Origin of the sequence: Pantoea sp. USHLN298 (assembly GCF_037149395.1) — a bacterium.
Lineage (GTDB): Bacteria > Pseudomonadota > Gammaproteobacteria > Enterobacterales > Enterobacteriaceae > Pantoea > Pantoea astica.
The window spans coordinates 345412-370405 of the sequence record NZ_JBBCRO010000005.1; the positions used below are offsets into that span (position 1 = coordinate 345412).

Annotated in this window: 20 protein-coding genes and 1 pseudogene; 10 read left to right on the forward strand and 11 right to left on the reverse strand. The window is 56.5% G+C overall.

Translation table 11 applies throughout. The features are described from left to right. Window positions 1-571 precede the first annotated feature (571 nt). A complete protein-coding gene (locus WFK59_RS15105; RefSeq protein WP_336756352.1) occupies window positions 572-1237 on the reverse strand; it encodes an SDR family oxidoreductase in 666 nt (221 codons plus the stop codon). An 88-nt stretch (window positions 1238-1325) separates the two neighbouring features. Continuing rightward, on the reverse strand, window positions 1326-2393 hold the full coding sequence (locus WFK59_RS15110) for an SDR family oxidoreductase (RefSeq protein ID WP_233988690.1): 1068 nt from the start codon (window positions 2391-2393) through the stop codon (window positions 1326-1328). A 100-nt stretch (window positions 2394-2493) separates the two neighbouring features. Between WFK59_RS15110 and WFK59_RS15115 the strand changes: the two genes are divergently transcribed. The 4 genes from WFK59_RS15115 to WFK59_RS15130 all read left to right on the forward strand — a co-directional run bounded on the left by WFK59_RS15115 (window position 2494) and on the right by WFK59_RS15130 (window position 7186). Continuing rightward, window positions 2494-3396, forward strand: coding sequence for a LysR family transcriptional regulator (locus tag WFK59_RS15115; RefSeq protein ID WP_233988689.1), 903 nt, complete (start codon window positions 2494-2496; stop codon window positions 3394-3396). Window positions 3397-3756: 360 nt separating this feature from the next. Beyond that, window positions 3757-5199, forward strand: coding sequence for a sugar porter family MFS transporter (locus WFK59_RS15120; RefSeq protein WP_233988688.1), 1443 nt, complete (start codon window positions 3757-3759; stop codon window positions 5197-5199). A gap of 135 nt (window positions 5200-5334) precedes the next feature. Beyond that, window positions 5335-6162 (forward strand): TIM barrel protein, encoded by an 828-nt coding sequence (locus WFK59_RS15125; protein WP_336756219.1) that lies wholly within the window; start codon window positions 5335-5337, stop codon window positions 6160-6162. Window positions 6163-6175: 13 nt separating this feature from the next. Beyond that, window positions 6176-7186, forward strand: coding sequence for a Gfo/Idh/MocA family protein (locus WFK59_RS15130; protein ID WP_233988686.1), 1011 nt, complete (start codon window positions 6176-6178; stop codon window positions 7184-7186). A 35-nt stretch (window positions 7187-7221) separates the two neighbouring features. On the opposite strand, the gene WFK59_RS15135 is transcribed toward WFK59_RS15130, so the two are convergent. The 5 genes and pseudogenes from WFK59_RS15135 to WFK59_RS15155 form a co-directional block, all read right to left on the reverse strand. After that, on the reverse strand, window positions 7222-8682 hold the full coding sequence (locus tag WFK59_RS15135) for an MDR family MFS transporter (RefSeq protein WP_262287739.1): 1461 nt from the start codon (window positions 8680-8682) through the stop codon (window positions 7222-7224). 298 nt (window positions 8683-8980) lie between these two features. Further along, window positions 8981-10240, reverse strand: coding sequence for a diguanylate cyclase domain-containing protein (locus WFK59_RS15140; RefSeq protein WP_336756222.1), 1260 nt, complete (start codon window positions 10238-10240; stop codon window positions 8981-8983). A 640-nt stretch (window positions 10241-10880) separates the two neighbouring features. Then, a complete protein-coding gene (gene mazF / locus WFK59_RS15145) occupies window positions 10881-11201 on the reverse strand; it encodes an endoribonuclease MazF (RefSeq protein ID WP_336756354.1) in 321 nt (106 codons plus the stop codon). An 8-nt stretch (window positions 11202-11209) separates the two neighbouring features. Beyond that, window positions 11210-11394: pseudogene (locus tag WFK59_RS15150) on the reverse strand (type II toxin-antitoxin system antitoxin MazE). A gap of 386 nt (window positions 11395-11780) precedes the next feature. Further along, entirely contained in the window at window positions 11781-12686 is a 906-nt protein-coding gene (locus tag WFK59_RS15155) for a LysR family transcriptional regulator (protein WP_336756223.1), read from the reverse strand. A gap of 299 nt (window positions 12687-12985) precedes the next feature. Here WFK59_RS15155 and WFK59_RS15160 point away from each other — a divergent pair, with 299 nt between their 5' ends. After that, on the forward strand, window positions 12986-13279 hold the full coding sequence (locus WFK59_RS15160; protein ID WP_233988682.1) for a DUF1330 domain-containing protein: 294 nt from the start codon (window positions 12986-12988) through the stop codon (window positions 13277-13279). A gap of 206 nt (window positions 13280-13485) precedes the next feature. Here WFK59_RS15160 and WFK59_RS15165 read toward each other — a convergent pair whose 3' ends face one another. Then, window positions 13486-14841, reverse strand: a complete 1356-nt coding sequence (locus WFK59_RS15165) for a heavy metal sensor histidine kinase (RefSeq protein ID WP_233988681.1) — start codon at window positions 14839-14841, stop codon at window positions 13486-13488. Then, window positions 14834-15514, reverse strand: coding sequence for a response regulator transcription factor HprR (hprR, locus tag WFK59_RS15170; RefSeq protein ID WP_336756224.1), 681 nt, complete (start codon window positions 15512-15514; stop codon window positions 14834-14836). Before hprR ends, WFK59_RS15165 begins: the two co-directional genes overlap by 8 nt. 136 nt (window positions 15515-15650) lie before the next feature. On the opposite strand from hprR, the gene uraH reads away from it, so the two are divergent. The 3 genes from uraH (at window position 15651) to WFK59_RS15185 (ending at window position 17304) form a co-directional block, all read left to right on the forward strand. After that, window positions 15651-16061 carry a hydroxyisourate hydrolase gene (gene uraH / locus WFK59_RS15175; RefSeq protein ID WP_336756225.1) on the forward strand — a complete coding sequence of 137 codons (411 nt, stop codon included), beginning with the start codon at window positions 15651-15653 and terminating at the stop codon, window positions 16059-16061. Window positions 16062-16067: 6 nt separating this feature from the next. Beyond that, window positions 16068-16559, forward strand: coding sequence for a GlcG/HbpS family heme-binding protein (locus WFK59_RS15180; RefSeq protein ID WP_233988678.1), 492 nt, complete (start codon window positions 16068-16070; stop codon window positions 16557-16559). Between the two features lie 250 nt (window positions 16560-16809). After that, window positions 16810-17304 carry a glutathione peroxidase gene (locus WFK59_RS15185; RefSeq protein ID WP_233988677.1) on the forward strand — a complete coding sequence of 165 codons (495 nt, stop codon included), beginning with the start codon at window positions 16810-16812 and terminating at the stop codon, window positions 17302-17304. Window positions 17305-18245: 941 nt separating this feature from the next. Here the strand turns inward: WFK59_RS15185 and WFK59_RS15190 are convergent. After that, a complete protein-coding gene (locus WFK59_RS15190) occupies window positions 18246-18545 on the reverse strand; it encodes a hypothetical protein (RefSeq protein WP_336756227.1) in 300 nt (99 codons plus the stop codon). A 68-nt stretch (window positions 18546-18613) separates the two neighbouring features. On the opposite strand from WFK59_RS15190, the gene WFK59_RS15195 reads away from it, so the two are divergent. Then, on the forward strand, window positions 18614-19276 hold the full coding sequence (locus WFK59_RS15195; RefSeq protein ID WP_233988675.1) for a Fe2+-dependent dioxygenase: 663 nt from the start codon (window positions 18614-18616) through the stop codon (window positions 19274-19276). A 323-nt stretch (window positions 19277-19599) separates the two neighbouring features. On the opposite strand, the gene malT is transcribed toward WFK59_RS15195, so the two are convergent. Then, entirely contained in the window at window positions 19600-22302 is a 2703-nt protein-coding gene (malT, locus tag WFK59_RS15200; RefSeq protein WP_233988674.1) for an HTH-type transcriptional regulator MalT, read from the reverse strand. Between the two features lie 282 nt (window positions 22303-22584). Here malT and malP point away from each other — a divergent pair, with 282 nt between their 5' ends. After that, the gene (gene malP / locus WFK59_RS15205; protein WP_233988673.1) at window positions 22585-24987 is read left to right on the forward strand and encodes a maltodextrin phosphorylase; all 2403 of its coding nucleotides are present in this window, start codon (window positions 22585-22587) and stop codon (window positions 24985-24987) included. The last annotated feature ends 7 nt before the right edge of the window (window positions 24988-24994 follow it).

Below are 24994 nucleotides of genomic sequence, written 5' to 3' on the forward strand. Positions count from 1 at the left end.
GTCAGTTAAGGTTAAATGTGCAAAGGCTGTCACGGTCAGACGTGGCAGCTTTTTTTCTGCGCGAGCGTGCCGGAGTGCGGGCCAGAGCACTTCTGCTGCTGCCGGGCCGTCCTTGCGCCGCTGCGCGGTACCTTCGGCTTTGACGTCGTGCCGACGAACCGTTCGGGGATCGGCCTTCCCTGGCCGGCCCCGAACTCTCCACGCTTCCCGGCGTGGCGTTCTGGCCCAACGTCACGCCTCAGCGCTGCGGATAGCCCTTTCAGCAGCAGAGGCGCCCAGGCTTCCACCACCGTGCCCTTTTTAACAGCACGCACTGAAGTTTCAGAGCAGGCTGGGGCCGATCAGGGGCAGGCAATCCGCAGCGCTGAACAGAATGAGTCTGCCAGGAGAGCCCGCAGGACGCGGACGAAAGTCGGGGCGGCACAGGATGTGCCATCCCCGGCGGTCCGTCAGGCAGAGGAATGACGTGAAGGAACCGCGCAGCGGCGCGAGGACCGCCAGCCCCTGAGCGGCACCAGACTGCGTTATCACCTGTCGCTTAACTGACAAGCTACCGCAAGCGGGGCTTTTTTTAACCGCGCTGCAGCCGTTGCAGCCGTTGCAGCGCCGCTTCAATCGGTTGATCGCCGGTGGTCAGCTCGATTATCTGATATTTGATCGCCGGATTTTCAATCAGGGCGACCAGCGTAGCCGCGACATCATCACGCGGGATTTCACCGTAAGGAATTGCCAGATCGGCCTTTACCCGACCGGTGCCCGCGGCATCCGTGAGCGTGCCCGGACGCAGAATCACCCACTCCAGCCCGCTCGCCACCAGCCGCGCATCCGCCAGCCGTTTGACCCGCATGTAGTTCTCGAAGCCTTCTGATATCGCTTTACCGCGACCGGCATCGGGAAACGCCGAGACCAGAATAAAGCGCGGTACGCCTGCCTGCTCCGCCGCCGCGACCGCCAGATCCAGGCCATCGCCGTCAATCGCGTTGGTTAACGCAATACCCGCGCCACCGGCACCGGCGGTGAAAACCACCACCTCGTGACCGGCCATCTGTTGCGCCAGCGCATCAACCGTCAGCTGCTGAATATCGCCAGCTACCGGCTGCGCACCCGCCGCCTGCAGCGTCGCAGCCTGCTCCGGTTTACGATGCAGTGCCGAAACCGCGTGCTGCTTAGCGCTCAACTGACGCGTCAGTCGCAGGCCAACTTTTCCGGCCGCGCCGATAATAAAACATGTCGCCATCATTTCAGTTCCTCTGTTCATTGAGCGAGAGCCGAAGTATAGCCATCCGCCAGAAACAGAACAGGCGCCTGATGCGGCACCTGTGTGATTACTGCGGAATGACTTTTTCCGCTTTCAGCTTATCAAACAGCTGAGTGAAGGAGTCGAGCGTGCTGCGATAGCCGGTGAAGCCAGCTTTGCGGCTTTTGCTCATGTCGGTAAAGGCTTCCATCGGACGTCCCAGGTCGGCATCGGTATGCCACCAGGAGGCGAGCTTGCTCACATCCGCTTCACGCAACTGGTGCTGCCGGGCAATCTCCTGCCACGCACTGGCCGCCTCCTGCATCCGGCCTTCCAGCGGCATCATCTGCGCCGGGAAATCGGCAGCCTCTATACCGAAATACTCAGCCAGTTTCGGCCACATCCAGCTCCAGCGGAACACATCGCCGTTTACGGCGTTGAAATCCTGATTGGCCGCCGCGGGTGAGGTGGCCGCCCAGTGCAGTTGCTCGGCCAGCAGACCCGCATCGGTCATATCGGCGACGCCATTCCACTGCTCTGGTGAGCCGGGGAAGATAAACGGCCAGCCTTTCTCTTTGCACAGAGTGGCATAAACCGCCAGCGTCTGGCCCATGTTCATCGCGTTGCCGACCGCGTAACCAATGATGGTGTGCGGACGATGAACGCTCCAGCGGTAGTCATACTTTTCCGCGCCCGCAAACAGCTCATCTTCCTGAGCATAATAGAAGTTGTCGACCGGCTGACGGCCCTGCTCTTCACGGAACGGCGTCACCGGCACTGCGCCTTTACCGTAGGCTTCAAACGGCCCCAGGTAGTGTTTCAGACCGGTTACTAGCGCGACGTGCGCGCCCTTCAGCCGCTCGCCCAGCGCCTCGATCACGTTGCGCACCATGCCGCCGTTGACCCGGATGTTCTCTTTTTCATTTTCCTGACGCGCCCAGACGCTGAAGAACAGCGCATCTGGTTTCACTGACTTCAGGGCCTCACGCACCGCATCCGCATCGGTCAGATCGGCGGTCAGGCTGGTCGCGCCTTCCGGCACGGCGCCGCGTCCGCGTGACAGGCCGGTCACTTCCCAGCCCTCCTGCTGCAGCTTGTCCGCCAGTGCCCGGCCGATAACGCCGCTGATACCCACAATCAAAGCCTGTTTTTTCATTTGATTTCTCCTCGTTTTGCGTAATGCTAAGCCTAATAGAGAATCCAATTCTTATCTCTGGCATTAATTCACAGCATTCTCAACCTGAGTTCATTAATCGATGCACGATCAGCGCCTCAAAGATATCCTGCCTTTTGTTGCCAGCGTGGAGTGCGGCAGCTTTACCGCTGCCGCGGAGCGACTGCATGTCACCGGCTCGGCGGTGAGCAAAAGTGTCAGCCGGCTTGAAATAAGATTAGGCTCCCGATTGCTGGAGCGCACTACCCGCAGCCTGCAACTAACCGATGCAGGCAGCGCCTACTACCAGACCTGCCTGCGTATTCTGGAGGATCTTGCCGAAACCGAGGCGGTGCTGGCGGCGCAGCGCACCATTCCCTCCGGACGGTTACGGCTGGCGGTACCGAACACCTATGGCCGGCTGAACGTGATGCCATTGCTGATGCCGTTCTGTCAGCAGCATCCGGAACTGGCGCTCAGCCTGAGTTTCTCCGACCGCTTCATCGACCTGTTTGATGAAGGGGTTGATGTGGCGGTACGGATTGGCGGTGCGCCCGATCTGCCTGCTTCACTCGGCTGGCGTAATATGGGCCGTGAGCAGATGCTGTTCTGCGCCGCGCCTGCTTATCTGGATCGTGAAGGCCGGCCGCATAACGAAACAGAGCTGCTGAATCACCGCGCCATCCTCTATGAACGCGTCGACGGCTCCATAAAACCCTGGCTGTTTACCACCGAAGATGGGCAGCCAAACTGGCGGGATGTGCCATTTCGGATGGCCTTAGGCGATGTGGATGCACAGATGCAGGCGGTTACAACCGGTCTTGGCGTGGCGCAAATGCCTTCGTGGCTGATTCGCCATGCGGTGGCTGCCGGGGAGCTGGAGATTATTCTTCCTCAGCTGCAACCCGACGGGCTGACGCTGAGCGTAGTGTGGCCCCGTCGCAAACAGTTCCTGCCGAAAGTCGATGCCCTGCTCTCTGCCCTGAGCGGGCTGGTGATCCGCTAAGCTGACGCCGCCGGGTATTCTGTCGCCCGGTTATTAATTTTTTTCTCAGCATTCGGGATGTTTATTTCATCCTGATGCTATTTACTTGCCATTAAGACAATTCCATTCTCTTTTCAGCCCCCCTTCTCCACTTTATTTTTTGCCGCCACTCTTTATGCCTCCGTGAAATAAATGGCGTAAATTCAATGAAGTTATTCAGCGACTGATGGAATCCCATCAAAATAAAATAGCCAGAAGGCTTGAGCTCACAAAATGAAAACAAAGTTCCAAATATAATTTAACCCGAAATATAAATATCAGTAGGGTGAAAGCTCCTTCTATTCTGACGTTTGACCTGGCCTGTTTTTACCTGGAGTTTTCATGGAAAAAGAACTGTATATCTCGTCGAACCCGGCATCCGGCCCGAATAGCGCCACCCGCACCGAGCCGTTTGTGAAGATTATTGCGCTGGTGGCGACGCTGGGCGGATTACTGTTTGGCTACGATACCGGCGTGGTCTCCGGCGCACTGCTGTTTATGCGGGGCGATCTTCATCTCACTCCCCTGACCACCGGACTGGTGACCAGTTCGCTGCTGTTTGGTGCGGCGTTTGGTGCGCTGGCCGCCGGTCATCTGGCAGATGGCCTTGGACGCCGACGCATTATTATCGCGCTGGCGCTGATTTTCGCCCTGGGTGCAGTGGGATCGGCTATCGCCCCGGACGTGGAATGGATGATCGCCTCACGCCTGTTCCTTGGCTTCGCAGTAGGCGGTGCAGCGGCCACGGTGCCGGTTTACATCGCAGAGATCGCGCCAGCCAACAAGCGCGGCCAGCTGGTGACCTTACAGGAGCTGATGATCGTCAGCGGACAACTGCTGGCCTACATCTCTAACGCCACCTTCAACGATATCTGGGGCGGTGAAAATACCTGGCGCTGGATGCTGGCGTTGTCGATTGTGCCCGCCATTCTGTTGTGGATCGGCATGATATTTATGCCGGAAACCCCGCGCTGGCACGTGATGAAAGGCCGCAGCCAGGCGGCCCGCGAAGTATTAGAGAAAACCCGCGCCGCTGAGGATGTGGAGTGGGAACTCGAAGAGATTGAAGAGACGATTGAAGAGAACCGTCAGCGGGGAAAAGGCCGGCTGCGCGATCTGGCAACGCCGTGGCTGATGAAAATATTCCTGCTCGGCATCGGGATTGCCGCGATTCAGCAGCTGACCGGCGTCAATACCATTATGTATTACGCGCCGACCATGCTGACCGCTGCCGGACTCAGCAACGATGCCGCCCTGTTTGCCACCATTGCGAACGGCGTGATTTCGGTGGTGATGACCCTGGTCGGTATCTGGCTGATCGGCAAAGCGGGCCGTCGTCCGCTGGTATTGATTGGTCAGATGGGCTGTACCTGCTGTCTGTTCTTTATCGGGCTGATCTGCTGGCTGATGCCGGAATATCAGCACGGTGCCGTTAACCTGCTGCGCGCCTGGCTGGTGCTGGCGGGAATGCTGATGTTTCTCTGCTTTCAGCAAGGAGCTTTATCGCCGGTGACCTGGCTGCTGCTGTCGGAGATCTTCCCGGCCAGGATGCGCGGCATCTGCATGGGCGGCGCGGTGTTTTCACTGTGGATTGCCAATTTCGCGATTTCGATGGCTTTCCCGCTGTTATTAGCCGCCTTTGGCCTGTCCGGCGCATTCCTGATATTTGCCCTCATCGGTATCGGCGGTTCCCTTTTTGTTCTGAAGTTTATTCCTGAAACCAAAGGAAGAAGTCTTGAGCAGGTAGAGCACTATTTCTACGCGCTTTATAACGGCAAAAAATAATGCCGCCGCATGGAGCACGCAGAGATATCACTTTCGCCTGATGACGGAAAGAAAGGCTATATCGACGTTTAACGGGTGAATAACCGATGGCTGTTCACCCAATTATCACGCACACATGACTTTCAGGAAATCGCTATGACCTTATCTATTGCAACCTCGCGCTTTTGTGTTAATCGCAAAATTGCCCCCAATCTGAGCATTGAACGCTTTTTTAATCTGGTGACGCAGCTGGGTCTGAATAAAGTTGAACTGCGCAACGACATGAAAAGCGGGCGCGTGACCGACGATCTGACCGGTGAAGAGGTTAACGCGCTGGCACGTCAGTCCGGCATTGAAATTGTCACGATCAACGCGGTTTACCCCTTCAACCAGCTCAGCGAGGATCTGCTACAACGCACCCGCCAGTTGCTGAGCGATGCTCAGGCCGTCGGCGCAGCCTCTCTGGTGCTTTGTCCTCTTAATGACGGCACGCCGATCAGCGCGGCGGAGACCGTGACGGCGCTGCAAACTCTGGCCCCGCTGTTCGCCGACTATGGCATTCAGGGGCTGGTTGAGCCGTTAGGTTTTCCGCAAAGTTCGCTGCGCTCGGCAGCACTGGCGCAGACGCTGATCAAAGAAGCAGGTGTCCCGTTCCGGCTGCTGATTGATACCTTTCATCATCATCTCTATGAGGATGCGGAAAAAGCGTTCGAACAGGGCGTTGATGTGCAGCAGATCGGACTGGTTCATCTCTCTGGCGTCACCGATCCGCGTCCGGTCGCCCAGCTCACCGACGAAGAACGCATCATGCTCAGCGCTGACGACCGCTTACGCAGCAAGCAGCAGGTTGAGCAACTGGAAAAGAGAGGCTACACCGGCCTTTATGCGTTCGAGCCGTTCTCATCGGTGATGAATAACTGGCAGGAAGAAGAGATCGCCCGCGAAATTCGTAACAGCATTCACCTGCTGAACCATTCAGCCTGATTAAGGAAGCATCATGACTATCAATATTGGCGTAATCGGCACCGGCGCTATCGGCCGCGAACACATCCGTCGCTGCAGCACGGTATTACAGAATGCGCGCGTGGTGGCGCTTAACGACATCAATCGTGAAAACTGCCAGCAGATTGTCGATCAGCTCACTCCGGAAGCACGTATCTATGACAATGCCATTGACCTGATCAACGATCCGCAGGTCAATGCGGTGCTGGTGACCTCCTGGGGTCCGACGCACGAAGCCTTTGTGCTGGCGGCGATCGAAGCGGGCAAAGCGGTCTTCTGTGAGAAGCCGCTGGCGGTCACCGCCGAAGGCTGTATGAATATCGTTGAGGCGGAGATCAAAGCCGGTCGCCAGTTGGTGCAGGTCGGATTTATGCGGCCCTATGACAGCGGCTATCGGGCGCTGAAAGCGGTGATCGACAGCGGTGAGATTGGCGAACCGCTGATGCTGCACTGCGCGCACCGTAACCCGGAAGTCGGCGACAGCTACACCACCGATATGGCGATCACCGACACGCTAATCCACGAACTGGATGTGCTGCGCTGGCTGCTGAACGATGATTATGCCAGCGTGCAGGTGATCTTCCCGCGCAAAACCCGTAAGGCTTCGTCACACCTGCGCGATCCGCAAATCGTGCTGCTGGAAACCACCAAAGGCGCGCGTATCGACGTCGAAATTTTCGTGAACTGTGAATATGGCTACGACATTCAGTGTGAGGTGGTGGGTGAAAGCGGTATTGCCCGTCTGCCTGAACCGATGTCGGTGCAGCTGCGCAGCGCGGCGAAACTCTCGACCACCATCCTGACCGACTGGAAGAAGCGCTTTATCGACGCCTATGACGTCGAGCTGCAGGCATTCATTAATAACGTGATCTCGGGCGAGATGAGCGGTCCCTCAGCCTGGGATGGCTATGCCGCGGCGGTGGCGGCTGATGCCTGCGTCGCCGCCCAAAACTCTGGTGATATCGTTCCGGTTAAGATGGCGGCAAAACCGGCCTTCTATCGCTAAAAAACGCTGCACGGCGGGCTGCGCCGTGCAACTCCTCAGCCCTGTTTTCTTTTAATCAGCGGTTCTTCACGCATCAGCAGCGACAGGATAAAGGCCAGCACCATAACGCAGGCCGCCATCAAAAACGCCGCGTGAATCGCCGCACCAAACGCCTGCAAATAATCGTGACGGATATCGACCGGCAGCTGATTCAGCGCCGCGGGTGAGATCGCCGGCGACAGGACGGTTCCGGCCGGTATCAGCGTTTCCAGCTGCGATTTCAGCACCTGGCTGAAAATGGTGCCAAACAGCGCCACGCCAATCGAGCCGCCAATCGAGCGAAACAGCGTTACCGATGAGGTGGCGACGCCTGTCATCGCCGGTTCAATGCTGTTCTGCACCACCAGCACCAGAATCTGCATCACCATCCCCAGCCCCATTCCCAGCACGGCGCTGAACAACTGCAACTGCCACAGCGGCGACGTAATCGTAATCGTGGCCATCAGCGCCAGCCCGACGGTAGCCAGCAAGGTGCCGACGATCGGGAACAGGCGATAGCGGCCGGTTTTGCTGATGATGCGGCCGCTGATAATCGAGGTGGTCAGCAAGCCGCCCATCAGCGGCAGCAGTTGCAGACCGGCTTCGGTTGGGGTCGATCCTTTCACCACCTGCAGATAGAGCGGCAAAAAGGTGACGCTGCCAAACAGTGACATGCCAATAATGAAGCCGATCAGACTGCTCAGTACAAAGCTGCGGTTGCGAAACAGCGACAGCGGAATAATCGGTTCCCACGCCCGTCGTTCTTCATAAATGAAGCCGATACAGCCGATCAGACCCAACGCCAGAATGCACCACAGTTGTGGGTCGGACCACGGCCGGATGGTGCCGCCTTCACTGGTAAACAGGGTGATGCCGACCAGCGCCATGCTCAGGAAGACCGCGCCCGGATAATCAATTTCATGCCGGGTACGTTTGCCGCCAGCATTAAAAACGATGCCAATCACCAGCAGGGCGAACAGCCCCAGCGGCAGATTGATATAGAAGATCCAGCGCCAGGAGACATGCTGCACAATCGCGCCGCCCAGCAGCGGACCCAGCACCGTCGCCAGCCCGAAGACGCCGCCGAACAGGCCCTGATATTTTCCGCGCTCGGCCGGCGGGATCACATCGGCCACTGCCGCCATACTGACCACCATCAGCCCGCCGCCGCCCAGCCCCTGAAGGGCGCGGGTCAGCACCAGTTGCGTCATATTCTGCGCCAGGCCACACAGCGCGGAACCCAGCAGAAACAGCACGATCGCAATCTGCAACACCCGCTTGCGACCAAACAGATCGCCGAATTTACCGTACAGCGGCACCACAATGGTCGATGACAAGGTATAGGCGGTGACGATCCATGACAGCCGATCCAGTCCACCCAGTTCGCCGGTGATGGTCGGCAGTGCCGTGGAAACAATGGTCTGATCCAGCGCCGCCAGCAACATCACCAGCAGCAGCGCGCTGAATAATAACCGCACCGGGGGCGCGTTCCCGTTAGGCTGATCCTTCAGTTCAGAGATTTTCTCAAGCAAAATTCACGCTATCCTGTTGTTTCGAAGATAATTACACGGCAACCAGGTTACCGCTGCTGAGCGACACGCGCAAGATGGCGCCGACAGCCGGTAAGTATCATAATCCGGAGGCTGTTTTGATGCTCTGTTTTCACTTCGGCTGATTTCAGGCGGCGGCGACAGAGCTGGCGGTGAGGACAGGAGAGAGGCTATAAACGGGCATGGCGGGCGAACTGTCGCTAATAAGGGCTGAAGGCAAAGCGGGCTATTCCTGTGACGGCAGCGTTTCCGGCTCAAAAAACCGGTATGATCCATCACGGCTCGCTTTCGCCTGGTACATCGCCCTATCGGCCTGTTCAACTAACACTTTGGCCGATGCGGTCCCGAACCGGGCGAGGCTGATGCCAATTGACGCCCCGATGCGGAGATCCCTGCTGTTGATCGCAAAGGGTTTATTCAGGCTCTCCAGAATGCGCTGCGCGATGGCTGACGCTGTTTCTCTGCTGCTGCACTTCGCTGCCACTAAAAATTCATCGCCGCCCAGCCGGGCCACCGAGTCGCCCGGACACATGCAGTGTTGCAGCCGTTCGCTGACCTGCTGCAGCAAGGCATCGCCGGTGGCATGGCCGAGAGAATCATTCACCGCCTTGAAGCCATTCAGATCAATAAACAGCACTGCGGTATAAGCCAGATCGTCGTCCTGCGCCAGCATGCAGCCCACCTGGTCGTTGATCCAGGCCCGGTTAGGTAAGCCGGTCAGTGCGTCGCGGGTCGCCAGCTTTTCAAGTTTGCGGATCCTCTCTTTGTCGCGCGTGATGTCGCGCGAAACCAGTACGGCACCAAGGTTACGGCCGGTGGCGGGATCGCTGACGCCGCACGCCCTGGTGCCAAGCGTAATGTAGTGGCCGTCGCGATGCAGTTTGCGTACCTCAACCACATCCGGCAGCGTTCCTCCGTTGAAGAGACGCACCAGTTCTTCTGTCGCGGATGCGCGGTCATCCGGATGCAGATAATCCACCACCCGCTGTCCGATGATCTCATCGGCTGACCAGCCGATCATTTCACTGTAAGAGGGCGAGATCGAAACGTACCTGCCTTCGTTGTCGCAATGCGCGATCAGGTCAGTGCTGTTTTCAATCAACAGCCGGTATTCCGCTGCGGTACGCATCGCCTCCGCCAGCGCTTTGCGCTGTGCGCTGATATCCAGAATGAAACCGTTATACTGCAGGCATGAAGCCGGTGACTGGCCGCCCGGCAATCCTGACACCACCACATGCCGTGTTGTCCCGTCCAGACAGTGGATCGGCACTTCAATGTGAAAAGGTTTCACGCCTTCCAGCGCCGAAGTCAGTTGCAGCGCGATCCTGGCATCATCATCCGCCTGGGCGAGTCTCAGCCATGCACTCAGAGTGACGCCTTTCAGTGCGGGCAGCAGGCCAGTCGGGCTTTCCTGACTGGCGATGCAGATGCCCTGGGCATCCGTGGACCAGACAGCGGAGAAATCAGGTTTGATCACGGTGTTCATGGTGGTCGGCTCCGTTGTTGGCTGACGTGACTAAACAAGCGTAGAACTGATCGTTGCAGACGACAGGATCGCCCCGCCCGCCATGAAGAGGCTTCGCTAAGGGGTTCGGTCAGACGAATAGCAGTCATAAGCAATGGCTTCAGCCGTTACGGCGATGCCAGGTTGCCAGCCGGACGGTGCGGAAAATCATCTGTGACGACATTAAGGATCAGCAGGAATCATCGGTGTTTATCGGCTGATCGGCTCCTGATCTTTAATCAGCCCTGAGCTGAAAAACTGACTGGCCTGTTCTTTACCGATCCGTTGATAAGTTATGTCCGGATAGATAATGCAAAACGGGGCTGCTATGCCTGTTGCGCTGAACGTGCTGAATTAAGAACCCTCTATACCGGTTATAAGGTTGTCCCGTCAGGGCCTGCGACTAGCAGCCACAGATCTAACCATTAATAAACTTTAATAAACAGGCGATAGGCTGTTATTTTGCCGGCAAACAGGTAAACCTACCTATTTCGGCTTGTGCTGCGTAGCGGGGTGAGGCGTATAGGATTGGAATGAGGAAGTCGGTTTCTACAGACCATTACAGCGTATTCACAGCTGACCCATAAAAATCCCGCCGTAGCGGGTTTATTCAGGCAGAAGCTTAATCTGTGCTTATCAGGATTTGCGCCAGTTCGCGGATCTCTTCGAGTTCGTCAGGTTCAACCTTACGGATAAACTTAGCACCAGGCGCTTTCCAGTCCTTATGACAGACTTGATCGGCCAGTGCAGCGCTTCTTACATCACCAACAAGCTCAACCTCGAACGGATAGCCTTTAAGTTTCGTTGTAACAGGCACACAGATTAAAACACCGGTTGCATTGTAACTTATGCTGCTCAGAACGACGGCGGGTCTATGTCCCGCCTGTTCGTGTCCTGCTTGCGGGTCAACATCAAGCCAGATTAAATCACCAGCGGCAGGAATATAGCGCTTTACCCTTCGTTAATTTCCTTTCCGACCGGCGCGCGCCATTCGACAGCGTCGTGCATATTCTCCGGCGTGATTCGTGCAACTAATTCCGCGAGTGTTGGGCGTTTCTTAACCGGCCGAACAGTGAGTTGTCCCTCAACTACCGTGATTTCAACACGGCGTCAACGTTGAGATTAGCCGCGCGCATGACATCTGCAGTTAACCGGATAGCCGGGCTGTTGCCCCATTTTTCACGGTTACGATAGCCATCAATTTACCCTCGAAAGTTTATACTGTGTATGAACTAGTAAGAGGCAATTAAGGTATCAACAACGGGTAACCATCAGGCGAATTCGTGCCCGGTATCGCCCAACGGATTGAAGTCATCCAGGGTTGCTACGCCGCCTTCGCGGTAAAATTGTATGCCTTTCAGCGAGCAGGCGATGCCCTTGCTGTTTTTCTCACAGATGTAAAATTCAACAGATGCGTTGAACGTAGCAGCCTGAATACGGTATGCCTATGCTGACTACGCCCGCGCTGTCCCCGAAACAGACCGATCGCATCCTCTTTCCTGTCGCGGGGATCACTGTGGGATCAGTCAAAATAAGGTTTTAAAATCTCTTCAGTCCACTGCATAAATGCCCTGACGCGGCGCGATAAATTTCGCCGGTGCGCAACGACAAAAAAGGCGTTGAGCGGCCTGGGGCGCAGATCGGGAAGGATCTCAACCAGCGCACCGCGCTGGATATCGGGCGCGAGCGTGGAATAACCGCCCTGGATTAAGCCCAGACCCGCAATCCCGGCTTCATGATAAGCCGGTACGCTATTGACCCGCATGGCACCGGGCAGCATCAGCGATGTGTAGCCCTCACCCGCCGGATACTCCCATCCCTCCGGCTTAGCACCAAAAACTGGCGTGTAATGCACCATTCTGTGTCCCTGATTCAGCAGATCGTCAATCGAGTGTGGCACGCCGACGCGCGCCAGATAGTCCGGACTGGCTGCGTTGATCATGCGCAGCTGACCCAGTGGCCGGGCAATTAGCGTCTCATCAACGATCGGTCCCAGGCGAATTACCGCATCAAATCCTTCCTGAACCAGATCGACCCGGCGATCGGTACTGGAAAGCTCGATCTCCAGTTCCGGATGTGCTGCCAGCAACGGCGGCAGCGCGGGAAGGATCACACTTTGCGCCAGCACCGCGGGCATATCGATGCGTATCCGTCCCCGTAGTGACCTCTCGCCATGCGAGAACATTGAGTGTAATTCTTCTGCGTCTGAAAGCAGGTCGCAGGCACGCGTATAAAAAGCCCGGCCATCCTCAGTCAGCTGCACCGTTCGCGTTGTGCGGTGCAGAAGCGTCGCGCCAATTTCCTGTTCGAGTTCACGAACCACCAATGAAGCCCGTCCTTTCTGGATCCCCAGACTTTCTGCCGCCTGCGTAAAGCTCTTCATTTCCGCTACCCGCGCAAAGATGACCAGGGCCTCCAGATTTTTCATTGTTTTCCCTCAGAGTAACAGTGCGTTATTTATAGGGTTATTTATCACCCTGTTAAGAGTTAATAAACTCTTTTCACACCGCGCATCCCGCCTGGCTGATTAACCCGGCGGTCAGCCATCACGCGCGACAGCGCATCCAACCGCAAATGCACTGACCAGGGATGCCCGGTAAAAACGCAGTCGTCAGCTTACCCTGAATCTTCCAGACTTCTGATTCAGCACTCTGTTTACCGTCTGTCCCCCTGTTTCTGTGCAGGCTCACACCTGCCTGAAACAATTCTGACCCAGGAGAAAGAGAAATGAATAAAGGTTATTTAATTGCACACGTCACGGTGTCGGACCCGGTTGCCTATGCCGAATATGCCCGCGCTGCCGGTGAAGCCATGCAGGACTTTGATCCAAAGATCATTGCCTGGTCCGGGCAGTATGAAAATCTGGAAGGAGAGTCTCATGAACGACATGTGGTTTTTGAGTTCGCTTCTTTTGCCGAAGCCAGGCGTTTTTACCAAAGCCCGGGTTATCAGGCAGCCCGGTTATTACGCGCAGGTGCCGCAACCGGAACTTTCGTGCTGGTTGAAGGGGCTGGCCTTTAAGGTACTTTGCGGACCTCATCGCAGGGCAACGCCCTCAACTCACCAGGTCCGGCGTCTGGGCTGAAAAAGGGCTGAAGGTATCCCGGCGCACCTGATGTCAGCGCCGGGCATCACCTTGATTTCACAGCCCGGCCCGCTGCCCTGATGCGCTGACAGCGCCACCGATTCTTCGTTTCGAACTGGGGGCTATACGCAGACGCTGTTGGTCAGGAAGGCAGGCGAAGGCCAAAAATATTGGCTCCCTGCTCGTGCCGGTAGTAAGCCGTGCCGCCGTGTAAGGCGGCGATTGCGCGCACTAATGAGAGTCCCAGCCCGCTGCCGGCGGTGTGACGGACGTTATCGCCGCGCCAGAATCTTTCGAATAACTTTTCTGGCTCCGCAAGCTCGTCACCGACGTTCGATACCTCAATCTCAACGTAGCCAGTCTGATGGGACGTACTGACCCGAATCACGCCTTTCTCCGGCGAGTAGCGTATGGCGTTGATCAGCAGGTTACTGATTGCACGCTGGAACAGCATTTTATCCGCGCTGAGATTCCCCGTGGCGTTGAGCTCAATAACCTTCTCCTGCTCTTCCGCAACCGGTTCAAGAAAGTCGATCAGCGCTTCCAGCGCATCATGCAGCGGGAAGTCCTGTTTATTGAGTCTGATATTGTGGTGCGTCGCACGCGCCAGAAAAAGAATGTTTTCAGTCAGCCGCGACAGGCTTTCCAGCTCTTCAATGTTGCCTTCAAGCAGCGTCTGGTATTCAGCGGCGGACCGTTGATGCCCCAGCGCGACCTGATTCTGGCCGAGCAACACATTAATCGGCGTGCGGATTTCGTGAGCCAGATCGTCGGCAAACTGAGTCAGACGGATAAAGTCCGTCGATAAGCGCTGGCGCATTGCATTAAGCGCGTTGCCAATCGGCAGCAGCTCCTGCGGGATCGCCTGAAGCGGCACCGGCTGATTTAACCGGTCGCTGGCCGTTTCTGCCACGATCTGACTTAACCGCCCTATCGCCCGCAGCCCTCTGCGAATCAGCAGCGGGCTGACGGCGGCGCACAGCAAAATGGCCGCCAGGGAAACCAGAATACTTTGCTGGCGATAACGCTCCAGCATCAGCGCTCGCTCCCGCGCGACCCGCGCAAGCGTAATGGTGACCGGCCCGAGCGATGAGTTTGCCTGCAGGCTTAACGCCGACGCTTCGGTATTGTCCGCACTGGTCCAGCGGTGCAGTTGTTTCGCATTGGGCGGGCTGTCGACCGGCGTCGGAGAGAGCACAGGCAACGTCACGCCGGTATGATTAATGCTGACGTTCTGTTCATGCTGCGATCGAATACTGAGAATGTCCTGACGAACATCGACCATCCGATTGAAGTAGAGCGGCAGCGAACTGGGATGGGCGCCATCTTCCAGCAACTGCCTTAACTGCGCCGCCCGGTTAATCAGCGTTTGATCGTCGCGCCAGACTAATTCGCTGCGTAAGGCGTTATAGAGGATCAGGCTGATGCCGCCGCAGGCCATCGCCATGATCAGCGTAAAAATCACCGTCAGCCGCAGCGTCAGAGAAGGGCTATACACCGTCGACCGCCTTCTCTGACAGGCAGTATCCCATGCCCCTTACCGTGGTAATCAGCTTCTGAGGAAAGGGATCGTCAACTTTACGCCGCAGGCGACGGATAGCGACATCGACGATGTTGGTTTCACTGTCAAAATTAACGCCCCAGATCTCGCTGGCCAGCAGCGTGCGCGGCAGAATCTCACCGTGACGGCTGGCGAGCAGCCATAACAGCATAAACTCTTTGCGCGTCAGCGTCAGAGTGACACCGTCACGTATAACCTGAAAACGGGCGGAGTCCATAACCAGATCGCCTACCCGCAGCACGCTACTGTGCGGTTGCTGCTGCCGAAGCTGATTCCTTACCCGAGCCAGCAGCTCAGCAAATGAAAATGGCTTGACCAGGTAATCATTGGCACCCAGTTCCAGCCCTTTTACCCGGTCCTCGACGGAATCTCTGGCGGTCAGGCAGATAACCGGAATTTGACTGGCGGTACGCAGGGTTTTCAGCACCTGCCACCCGTCCATGCCTGGTAGCATAATATCCAGTATCACCAGGCTATAAGGATACGACAGCCCCAGGTGCAGGCCATCCCGCCCGTCTGCGGCGTAATCCACGATATAGCCCGCTTCCTCCAGCCCCTTTCGCACCCAGGCGCTGGCCTTCTGATTATCTTCGATCAGTAATAGTTTCATCGGCGCAGTTTGCCATGAAATTTATGACCGCCCCAGCGTTTCAGCGCCAGATGACAATATGGTCATCTTCCTGACAGGCAGAAGGAAGCACCGTGCGGGTATAACAACCGGGTGATTAACACCGGAGTATTAAAAAATGAAAAAGAGACTCACTGCCCTGGCCCTCGCCGCGCTGCTTGCCATTCCCGCAGTCACCTTCGCTGCCAGTAAAAATCCGCTGAGCGTTCACGTGCTGAACCAGCAAACCGGGCTGCCGGCCGCAGAGGTTGAGGTGATGCTGGAGCAGAAACAGGGAGAGAGCTGGAAAGTGCTGAATAGCGCCAGTACCGATCAGCAGGGCCGTATCAATGCCCTTTGGCCAGCCAGGCCGTTTGCAGCGGGCGACTATCGGGTGATTTTTAAAACCGGTCACTATTTCGCGGCACACCAACAGCAGAGTTTCTTCCCGGAAATCCCGGTGGAATTTCATATCACCGATACCACTACCCCCTATCACATTCCGTTGCTGCTGAGCCAGTACGGTTATTCCACCTATCGCGGGAGCTGAAAATAGATGAAACGTTTACTGCTGGCATTGATGCTGACAACCGGACCTGCCGTGGCACTCGCTGCTGAGCCAGCCACCGTTTATGACATGACCCAGGCGCTGAGCAACCAACTGGCCACCGAGGCCCTGTCTGCCTGCCATAGTATGAATCGTCAGGGTGTGGTGGCGGTGGTGGATCGTGGCGGAAATCTGGTCACGCTGATGCGGGATGATAACGTGGGGCCTCACAATACCCAGGCGGCCTGGCGTAAAGCGTTTACCGCGCTCTCCACCAAAACCCCGACCAGACAACTTGCCATTAAGGCGCAATCCTCACCGGAAAGCGTCAACCTGAACACGGTTAATGATCTGCTGCTGCTTGGCGGCGGCGTACCGGTGCAATATCGCGGTCAGTGGATCGGGGCTGTTGGCATGGCAGGCACCGGCGGCGCGGAGTCTGACGATCAATGCGGCACCGAAGCGATTCACAAAGTGCTGGGTAACAGCAAGCAACAGTAAAGAGGATTAAAGCGCGGGGAGGAAACTGTCTCCCCGCGCTGTTTTGATCAATAAGCCGCAGTCAGAATCTCTGCTTTGTGCAATACGCGGACCTTTCCCCCATAATAGTGAACTGATCGCACCACACCTGAATGACTGTTTGAAGTCATTCTTTCGCACCGGCTTATTAGGCTACACGCCGTCTGTTTATGCAGCCCGGCACGGCGTCGCGAGGCCAGCGTTAAACCGGTTTTACACTGAGGATGCCACCATGACGCCCTTTCATCAGCTTACTGCCACCAGCCTGCGTGGCCAGCCCATCTCTATGGCCGACTACGCTGGCAAGGTGGTGCTGGTGGTGAATACCGCCAGCCAGTGTGGATTCACGCCACAATATGCCGGTCTGGAGACGCTTTATAAGAAATACGCGGATCGAGGTCTGGTAGTGCTTGGGTTTCCCTGCAACCAGTTCGGTAAGCAGGAACCCGGTGGAGCGGACGAGATCGCGCAGACCTGCCACGTCAACTACGGTGTGAGCTTCCCGATGTTCGGGAAAGTGGAGGTCAACGGTGCCGCAGCGCATCCGCTGTTTCGTTATCTGAAAGAGGCATTGCCCGGCGTGCTGGGCGGGCGGATCAAGTGGAACTTCACTAAATTCCTGATTGGACGCAACGGTCAACCGCTCAGGCGGTTTGCACCGATCTCGACCCCGGAGAAAATGGAGGACGCAATCCTTGCTGCACTTGAAACTGATGCCCCGCTTTAATCTGCAACATTCAGATCGGTAAAGCGCGTCTGACCACCTGATGTGCGAGTGGGTTAACGTTTGTACTCTGCTCAACGCCGATTTTGCTCGCCTGGAACTTGCGCAACATGATTTCCCGTAGCGCTGTGGACAGATGATAGTAGAACCGGCCTTCACATAAGCATCAGGACATAACGCTATTCATGCATTCCCTATGCGCTGAACTGCGCAGGCTATTTTCTTAGCGGGCATCGACTGCCTGTGTGCCTGATGCTGGTCAGTAAAGCGACCGCTGATAACGCAGTATGGGGCCGCGCAGGGGCTGGCGATCCTCGCGCAGCAGAGGTGCTCAGGCCCGCACTGCGGCGGCACGCCCGCCCAGAAAAAAAGCGGCCACATTTGACCGTGACAGCCTTTGTAAATTTAACCTTAACTGGCAGGCATTACAGCCAGTGTGCCAGGTTTGTCATTCACACCCTTCTTCGCTTAATTCTTATGACCAGGGCTGAAAGCCATTACAGATGAGGTGATCTTGAGTTAATTAACACCCTAATGCTTCACATTAGTCTTTTATGATAATTAAAGTCAGCAGATTTGGTATTGTAAGTTAATAAATATGACAACATTTTGAAAGAACCCATTAAGTGAAGCGTGATAATGGCAGACTCACGATTTCACTTTCACTGTATGCAGAGACGAACGAAGAATGTCCTGTTAACCAGCCACTACTGATAATAAACAGGGGAAACAGAGAATGAACTTATGTCCGGGCAAGTCTGGATGGGCAGGAAATTAAAGCGTGGATAAACCGACGTTATAAAAAAATCCATAGTCAAACAGGACTGCTACTCACGCTGTCAATCCTCTGGCAGCGTGAGTAACGGGTTTAATAACGCCCCAGGAAACGGGGCGGTCAGTATAAATAACAGGTCACTGTCAGACCAGGTCTGAGCTCGTAAACATTAGCCTTCGTGCTCGCCGCCTTCATGCTCGCCACCTTCATGCTCGCCGCCTTCGTGCTCGCCACCTTCATGCTCGCCGCCTTCGTACTCGCCACCTTCGTACTCGCCACCTTCGTGCTCACCGCCTTCGTACTCGCCGCCTTCGTGCTCACCGCCTTCGTACTCGCCGCCTTCGTGTTCGCCACTCTGATAATTTATCGGCAGAGTTTCGGTTCGGCTATCCTGAACAGCGGCAAAAGCAACCTGTCCCGATTGAGCCATGACAAAAATACCCACGCCAATCCATAATTTCATACGCATACTCTTTGATCTCCCTTCAGTGTTATCATCATCATCCCTAAGGATTTGTCTCGAAAAAGGATTATAACATGTTGGTCATAATAGCCGATTTACTGAGTTCAGGTGAAGTGAGCCTGCTTAGCGAGAAAATGCGTCATGTTAATTATGTCGATGGTCGCGTTACCGCTGGACGTGAGGCGCGACCGGTAAAAAGGAACGAACAAGTTTCCCGTACCGATCCGCAATTGGCAGAGATGCAGAAACTTATTAAAGATCGCCTGATGGGTAATGATCTGTTCCGGATGGCAACCCGGGCAAAAAATATTGTTCCCCCGATGTTCAGCCGTTACGAAAAAGGCATGGAATATGGAACCCATGTTGATAATTCGATCATGAGAGGAATGCGTACTGACGTTTCAGTCACCGTTTTCCTTTCAGATCCTGATCAATATGAAGGCGGTGAATTGATAATAGAGTCCGCAGCCGGTGAGCAGGGAATTAAACTCGCGGCGGGTTATGCCGTCACCTATCCCACGACGTCTTTGCACCGTGTAGCACCGGTGGTGTCTGGCGAGCGGTTAGCGGCTGTCACCTGGGTTCGCAGTTATATACGCGATGCCGCGCAGCGCGAAATACTTTTCGATCTGGACACTGCCCGCCACCGACTCTTCGAACAGTTGGGAAAAACGCCAGAGATGGATCTGCTGGCAAAAACGCAGTCAAACCTGATGCGGCGTTGGGTCGAGGATTAAGATAAGTTAAGCATATGTTGCAGACATGGTACCCGTTACCTCTCTGGTGCGATCTCCGCGGCGACGTCGATACCTGCACGTTTTGCCTGATCGCTGGATGCGTCCTGGCATCCGCCTGACCGGGAAAGTGGACGCCAGGCCAACAGCAGTCTGCAAAACCCAATGAGCTGACCGGGGGCCGATCTCCCGCCCCCGGAAGTTGATACAACCATTGCCGTTTGATAACAGATATCGCTATCAGGCGGGCCTGGGCATCAAGGTTTTGCTGCAGATTCACTTCGGTATGAGCGGGCTGATGCCCGCCCGAATAGCGACACCCACCGTCAGACGTAACCCATCATTTTCAGCAGTGACTGCACCTGATTCATCGCTTCTGACCGATGCGACACGCCCAGCTTCTGATAGAGGTTACGGATGTGGGTTTTGATGGTAGTGGATGCTACCGCCAGTTCACCGGCAATCTGGTCGTTGCTGTAGCCGGAGTAGATTAACCCCAGCACCTGCCATTCACGCTGCGTCAGCGGACTGGTACGGATCAGTTCCGGCACGTCAGGATGGTTAAGCAACCGGCTGACAAAGCCTTCATCAAAATGGGCGAACTTGTGACGGTGATATTTGTTGATCTCCAGCAGAATGCGTCGGGCGCGATGGTTATCCAGCTCATTCAGGGTATTCAGCTGAATCAGCTGACGCAGTTGCTGAGCCATCATCTCGCCTTCAATCACAAAATGACTGATAAAGCCGGTGCTGCGCGCCAGTTTTAACGCTTCGATCAGCGTGCGCTGGGCGTCGGCTTTGCGATCGGTTTGCCAGTAAATCTGGTTAAGCAGCAGCAGGTTACGGTTCAAATCACTCATCAGCCGCAGAGCGCGGGCATTTTCATTCAGCTCCTCCAGCACCACTTCCGCCTGGCTGACATCACCCAGTAAAATCTGCGCCCGGGCGATGTTGCGCCACTGTCCCTGCAGGAAATGGTTATTGGCAAAAGCCGGTTTCGGCGTTTGTCGCATCCAGTTGCTGGCGCTTTCGCTGTCGCCGGTCATCTGCCAGTAGATCACCCGCACTTTATCGGCATTAGCGATCCAGTCACTGTGCCAGTTGCCGTTATTCAGCAGGTTCTCCAGCCGGTTGAGATAGCTGCGGGCGTTATCTAAATTGCCACGCGCCAGCGAGCACTGCACCAGCAGCCCCAGACACTGGATCTGCTGTTGCGGCTGATAGCCGGTCAGCACCTTAATGCCTTCGCGTGCCGCCTGCTCTGCCTCCTCCAGTCGTCCCCACGCCCACAGCAGCTGAGCGCGAATCCGCAGCAGAAACTCATGCAGCGGAAACTGCGCCAGATGCTGCTCGTCGACCAGCACAAAGGCCCGACTCTGAATTTCGTAAGCCGCCTGCAAAAAGCCCTGAGCAAACAAAATTTCACTCTGCTGAATCAGGCTCCACAGCGCGTAATGCCACGCCTCATCGCGGCGCGCCATCTGTTCAGTCTGACGCATCAGGCTGAGAGAGTTGTCTAAATCACCTTTGCAGTGCATCACCTCACCGTGTACCGAGGTAGCCACGATGCGGCTGTAGTGGCGGCTGGCAGGTAAAGTATCGAGCGCCACTTTTGCCAGGCGCTCGGCTTCATCGGTGTTGCCATCGTTGATCGCCACCTGAGCACGTAGCGCATTAAATTCGCCACGCAGCGCATCATCGATCTCGCAGCGGCTGGCCTGTTCAAAACGGGCCAGCAGACTGTCCACTTCAGAAAAGCGATGCTGACTCTGCATCAGCCACGCCTGCAGCAGCACCAGCATCGGGTTTTCCAGCATCATCTCCCACGGCAGCGCTTTCAGAGAGTTCTCCAGCAGCGGCAGCTCGCTCTGATTAAACAGCGTCCAGGCGTGCTTCAGCAGCACATCACGCAGCATACTGGCATCGCCGGAGGCCAGCGCATGATGGATCGCCTCGCCAGGAAAGCCCTGCGCCATCCAGCTTTCCGCTGCGGCGCGATGCAGTGCCGGCAGCTCCGCCGCCAGCTCCCACTGACAGCGCTGGCGCAGAAAATTACCAAACAGCGGATGGTAGCTGAACCAGCAGCCGGAATCGTCCATGCGCTGCAAAAACAGCCCCTGGCGCTCAATCTCTTCCAGCCGCATCTGGCCGTTTTCTTCGCGGGTGACACCGGCGATCAGCTCATCATTCATTGAGCGCAGCAGCGCGGTTTTCAGTAAAAAGTGACGGGTTGGCAGGTCAACATTATCCAGCACCTCTTCCACCAGATAATCAGAGAGATGGCTGGCGTTAATGCCGGAAAGGCGGCGCGCCGAATCCTGCGCCGCACTGGCACCCTGGCGTGCCGACAGCACGATTAATTGCAGCGCGGTGGCCCAGCCCGCAACGTCATCACACAGTTTGCCGCTCTCCTCGCTTTCCAGCGGTGCAGCCAGCCGGCAGTCGAAAAACTGCCGCGCTTCCTGATGGGTAAAGGCCAGTTGCTGGCTGCCGAGTTCAATCAGCTGTTCACGCACCCGCAGGTTCGCGATGCCGAGCTGTGGCAGGTTGCGGGACAGCAGGATTAGCGTCAGATTTTCAGGCTGGTGACGCAGGAAAAAACGCATCGCGTCGTGAATAACCGGATTGGTGATCAAATGGTAGTCATCTACGATCAGCCACAGCGGCTGCTGCCACTCCACCAGCTCAATAAATAACTGAGAAAACAGGGCGTTGAGATTTACGTATTGCCGCTTCTGCGCCAGTAACTCGCTGCGCGGACAGCCGCCGTTGCTGGCCTGTTGCAGCGCCGCGATCAGGTAGTCGGCGAACCGCTCCGGCTGATTATCACCCTCATCTAAGGAATACCAGCCAAGATGATTTTTGCCCGCCGCCCACTGCGACACCAGCGTGGTTTTGCCGTAGCCCGCCGGACTAGTGATCAGCACCAGTCGGTAATTACCGGCAGCGGTCAGCTTTTGCAGCAATCTTTCACGGATGACGGTGCCTTCAAGGCGAACCGGGCGGCTGAGTTTAGAGGGTATTAACATGGGCGCACGTTTCTCCATTCACGTCGAGCGCATCATTATTTTACGCTTCGTAATTATTCCTTACACACGTTCAGCCATTCGCCTGGTGAATGCAAGTAAACCCATTAAGTAAACTTTACAAAAGCGCGCGCAATCACACTCTCGGCGCGCTTTCAGATTAGCCTCAGCCTCTCCACCCTCCCTATCCTCCTGGTCTAATTCGCTTCAGGAGGAGGAGCCTTTCCTGTCGCACGGGCACACTGATGCCACATTGACCATTACTGTTCTGACAGGACACTAACCATGACACAGCCCGAATTTAACCCTGAACATTTTACTGCTGCCCTGACGCGTCAGTGGCAACGGTTTGGCTTGCGCGATGCGCGTGAAATGACTCACGCCCAGTGGTGGCAGGCGCTGAGCGGCGCGCTGGCCGATCTGCTGGCGGCTCAGCCTGCGGTTGCGGCGGATAGCTCGCTGCGCCACGTCAATTACCTGTCGATGGAATTTCTGATTGGCCGGCTGACCGGCAACAACCTGCTGAATCTCGGCTGGTATAACGCGGTAAACGAGGCGCTGGCGACGTGGGATATCTCACTGACTGAGGTGCTGGAAAACGAAACCGATCCGGCGCTGGGTAACGGCGGCCTCGGACGCCTGGCCGCCTGTTTTCTCGACTCGATGGCAACGGTGGGACAACCCGCCATCGGCTACGGGCTGAACTACCAGTACGGTTTGTTCCGCCAGCGTTTCGAAGATGGCGCACAACATGAAACCCCCGATGACTGGCAGCGCGATCGCTATCCGTGGTTTAACCATAATGCGGCGCTGAATGTCGAAGTGGGCCTGGGCGGCAAAGTCACACCCGTTGACGGACGCCCGCACTGGCAACCGGCCTTCGTGCTGCAGGGCGAAGCCTGGGATCTGCCGGTGGTGGGATACCAGAACGGCATCAGCCAGCCGTTGCGCCTGTGGCAGGCGAAACATGCGCAGCCGTTCAATCTTAACCGCTTTAACGACGGTGATTTCCTGCGCGCTGAACAGCAGGGAATCGACGCTGAAAAACTGACTAAAGTGCTCTACCCGAATGACAATCATCAGAACGGCAAAAAACTGCGTCTGATGCAGCAATATTTCCAGTGCGCCTGTGCGCTGGCAGATATCCTGCGCCGCCATCATCAGGCCGGTCGCCGCATTGACACTCTGGCCGATCATGAAGTGATCCAGCTCAACGACACGCACCCGACGCTGGCGATCCCCGAGCTGATGCGCCTGCTGCTGGATGAACATCAGATGAGCTGGGATCGCGCCTGGCAGATTACCCAACAGACCTTTGCTTACACCAATCACACCCTGATGCCGGAAGCGCTGGAGTGCTGGGATGTGCGTCTGGTGCGCAGCCTGCTGCCGCGCCACATGATGATCATCAACACCCTCAACGCCCAGTTGAAAACGCAGGTTGAGGCACGCTGGCCGGGCGATGAGGCGAAATGGGCGAAGCTGGCGCTGGTGCATAACAACCAGCTACGCATGGCGAACCTGTGCGTCACCAGCGGTTTTGCGGTGAACGGCGTGGCGGCACTGCACTCGAAACTGGTGGTGCAGGATCTGTTTCCGGAGTATCACCAGCTGTGGCCGGAAAAATTCCATAACGTCACTAACGGCATCACGCCGCGTCGCTGGATCAATCAGTGCAACCCGGCGCTGAGCGCGTTAATCGACAAAACGCTGCAAAAACCCTGGCTGAACGATCTTGATGCGCTGCAGGGACTGGAGGCGTTTGCCGACGATGCAACGTTCCGTGCGGAATATCGCGCCATCAAACAGCAGAACAAAGTAGCGCTGGCGAAATGGGTCGCGGCGCGTACCGGGATCGAGATCGATCCTGAGGCGCTGTTCGACGTGCAGATTAAACGCCTGCATGAGTACAAACGTCAGCATCTGAGCCTGCTGCATATTATTGCGCTGTGGCAAACGCTGGTCACCGATCCGCAGGCCAATCGGGTACCGCGCGTGGTGCTGTTCGGGGCCAAAGCGGCACCGGGTTATGCGCTGGCGAAGAACATCATTTATGCCATCAACAAAGTCGCGGAAACCATCAACCAGGACCCGCGGGTCGGCAACCGTCTGAAAGTGGTGTTTGTGCCTGACTACAACGTTTCGGTGGCCGAGCGGCTGATTCCGGCGGCCGATCTCTCCGAGCAGATCTCCACCGCCGGTAAGGAAGCCTCCGGCACCGGCAACATGAAGCTGGCGCTCAACGGCGCGCTGACCATCGGTACGCTGGATGGCGCTAACGTTGAAATCGCCGAACAGGTTGGCAGCGAGAACATCTTTATCTTCGGTCACACCGTCGATCAGGTGGTGGCGTTAAAGGCCGACGGCTATGCCCCGGCGCAGTGGCGTAAGAAAGATCATCAGCTCAATCAGGTGCTGCAGGCGCTGGAAGATGGCACCTTCAGTCAGGGCGACTGTTCGGCGTTTGACGCTATGCTGCATAGCCTCGGCCCGGAAGGCGGCGATCCCTATCTGGTGCTGGCCGATTTCCAGCCCTACCTCGATGCGCAGGCGCAGGTGGAAGCGCTGTGGAGCGATCAGGATGGCTGGACACGCGCCACCATCCTGAATACCGCGCGTTGCGGCATGTTCAGTTCCGATCGTGCCATCCGCGACTATCAGCAGCGTATCTGGCAAGCCACGCGCTAAGGAACGC